The 2,739-nt window shown below is 59.4% G+C and carries 2 protein-coding genes; one reads left to right on the top strand and one right to left on the bottom strand.

The window, feature by feature from the left end; all coding sequences use genetic code 11:
• On the top strand, window positions 1–1,339 hold a 1,339-nt coding region (locus AC1DRJ_RS23710), incomplete at its 5' end, for a putative bifunctional diguanylate cyclase/phosphodiesterase (RefSeq protein WP_477804293.1).
• Between the two features lie 36 nt (window positions 1,340–1,375).
• Here AC1DRJ_RS23710 and AC1DRJ_RS23705 read toward each other — a convergent pair.
• On the bottom strand, window positions 1,376–2,739 hold a 1,364-nt coding region (locus AC1DRJ_RS23705; RefSeq protein WP_477804292.1), incomplete at its 5' end, for a methyl-accepting chemotaxis protein.

The following is a 2,739-nucleotide window of genomic DNA, read 5'->3' as shown; positions in this document are numbered from 1 at the left end:
CCGCACCCGCGAGCTCGATCACGCCAATGCCAAGTTGCAACACGAAAACTCTCACGACGCGCTAACCGGGCTGCCCAATCGTACTTACCTGCAACAGCGCCTCAGCCAGGCCTGGTCGAGGTTCGGTAGTGAAGGCGGGCACCTGGCGGTGATGTTCATCGACCTTGACCGTTTCAAGATGGTCAATGACAGCCTGGGCCATCATTTTGGCGACCTGCTGTTGATGCAGGCCGCCCACCGCTTACGCAGTTGTCTGCGTGACAGCGACATGCTCGCGCGCTTGGGGGGTGATGAATTTTCGGTGCTGGCGCCCGAGGCACCGCTGGACGTGCTGATCGAAATCGCCGAACGGATCCTGGTGGCGTTTGACCTGCCGTTTTTCATCAATGGCCATGAAGTTTTTTCGTCCTGCAGCATCGGCATTGTCAGCGCCGACAGTCAGTTTCATCACGAGCCAGCCGATTTGCTGCGCGATGCCGATGCGGCGATGTACCGGGTCAAGAGTGCCGGGCGCGACAGCTACGCGGTGTTCAACCAGGAAGTGCGCCGTGAAGTCTCGGACCAGGTGGAACGGGAAGGAGCCTTGCGCAACGCGCTCAAACGTACGGACGAACTGCTGCCGTATTTCCAGCCAATTGTCAGCGTCGAAAGCGGCGAACTGTTGGCGCTTGAAGCACTGGTCCGTTGGCATCAGCCGGGCGGTCGGGTGATCGCGCCGGGCGAGTTTTTACCGGATGTCGAAGGGTTGCGCCTGATCGGTCGACTGGACCTCTACATGCTCACCAGCGTGGCGGCGATACTCGCCCAGCCCGAGCATGCCAATTGGCCTGCAGTGCACGTCAATTGTTCCAGCTACAGCATGACGCGCCCGGACTTCGCCAGTGATGTGCTGGCATTGTTGGAGCGGCATGGGGTCGCGCCATCGCGAATCTGCCTGGAACTGACTGAAGGTGCGCTGGTGGCTGAGCCTGCCATTGCCCGACTGACCATGCAACAACTGGCCGATAACGGTATGTCGGTGGTGCTCGATGACTTCGGTGCCGGTTTTTCATCCCTGAGCTATGTGCATCAATACCGTTTCAGCGGTTTGAAGATCGACAAGTCATTCATCCTCGAACTGACCACCAGCGCTCGCAGTCGCGCAATCGTCCGGGCAATTGTGCGGATGGCTGAGTCGCTGGACCTGAGTGTGGTGGCCGAAGGTGTCGAGGATGAAGCGACCCTGGACTTGCTGCGCGAAATGGGTGCAGGGCAGGCCCAGGGATACTTTTTTGCCAAGCCGATGGGGCTGGAGGCGTTGTTGGCGAGTTCGCTGATTGGCCGCCCCGCCTGCGGCTGACCCACATCCCTGCAGGTCAGCAATTGAAGCGAATGGCTACCGGCTAAAGCGCTCGGCCAGGCTGTGCAGATATTCAGCCATTTCTTCAAGATCCTGGCTGATCGCGGCGCCTTGCTTGGCCTGTCCGGCACTGTGATCACACAACTGAGCAATCCGCGTGATCTGTTGATTGATATCTTCAGTCACGTGACTTTGCTGCTCGGATGCCGACGCCATTTGCTGGCTCATGTCGGTGATCCGGCTGACGGCTTGACTGATGCCGACCAGCGCCGACTGCACCGCCTCGACACGCTGCATGCTGTCGCGGGAAATCTGCTCACCCTTGCTGGCGGTCGATACTGCGCGATCAGCACCGCTGTTCAGTGAAGCGATGATGCCGTGGATCTGCTCGGTGGAGGTGCGGGTGCGCTGTGCCAGTGAGCGCACCTCGTCGGCCACCACGGCAAAACCTCGACCTTGCTCACCTGCCCGGGCTGCCTCGATGGCCGCGTTGAGCGCCAGCAGGTTGGTCTGTTCGGCAATCGAGGTGATGACATCCACGACACTGCCGATGGATTGCGTCTCGCTCGCCAGTGCGTTGACTGCCTGGCCGATTTCGTTGACGGCCGCATTCATGGCTTCCATGGCGCGCAGACTTTGCCGCGCCAGTTCACTGCCTTCTCGGGTCAACTGGTCAGCTTCAGACGCAGCATGCGCAGTTGTGATGACGTTTTGAGTCACCTCCTGGTTTGTTGCCGCCATTTGCGCGATGGCCGCGGCAGACTGATCCGTTTCGCTGCGTTGGCGATCAAGCGACTGCGCTTGCGAACCGGACAGTTCGGATGACTGTGCCGCCTTGGCCTTTACATTGACACCGGCATCGACAAGCCTGCTCAAGGCTGTCTGCAAGCGAGACTCCTCACTGAGCATGGCCATGTCCAAGCGACCCTGGGGGCCATGGTTGTCGCTAAACATGAGCGCTACCAACGGATCGGAAAATGCTTTCGGATGCTCGGCCAGGGTACGTTCAATAGCCCGGCGATGTCGGGACTCGATCAGGTACCAGGCCATACCCAGGCTCGCGACCATGGCACATTCTGCTGCAGTTTTTGGTAACGACTGATAACCCAGTAGTGAAACCCCACCGGCTATCAATAATGGCCAAGCGTGTTGCAGAGGCCGGAAAATCCGTGCGCTCAGCGCAACGATCGGCTTACCGGCGCGCATCCTTGCGTAGAGAGCGGATGCCCGACGGACTTGATCACGGCTGGGCACCGAGCGAACCGACTCGTATCCACTCATGCGCCCGCTTTGATAGATGGGCGTGACGTACGCGCTGACCCAATAGTAATCACCATTTTTCGCACGGTTTTTCACAATCCCCATCCAGGGTTTGCCTTGCTTGATGGTGTGCCACATTT

The organism is Pseudomonas sp. P5_B2 (assembly GCF_056400445.1).
The sequence above is the reverse complement of the archived record's forward strand: the minus strand, read 5'-3'. Positions and strand labels throughout refer to the sequence as shown.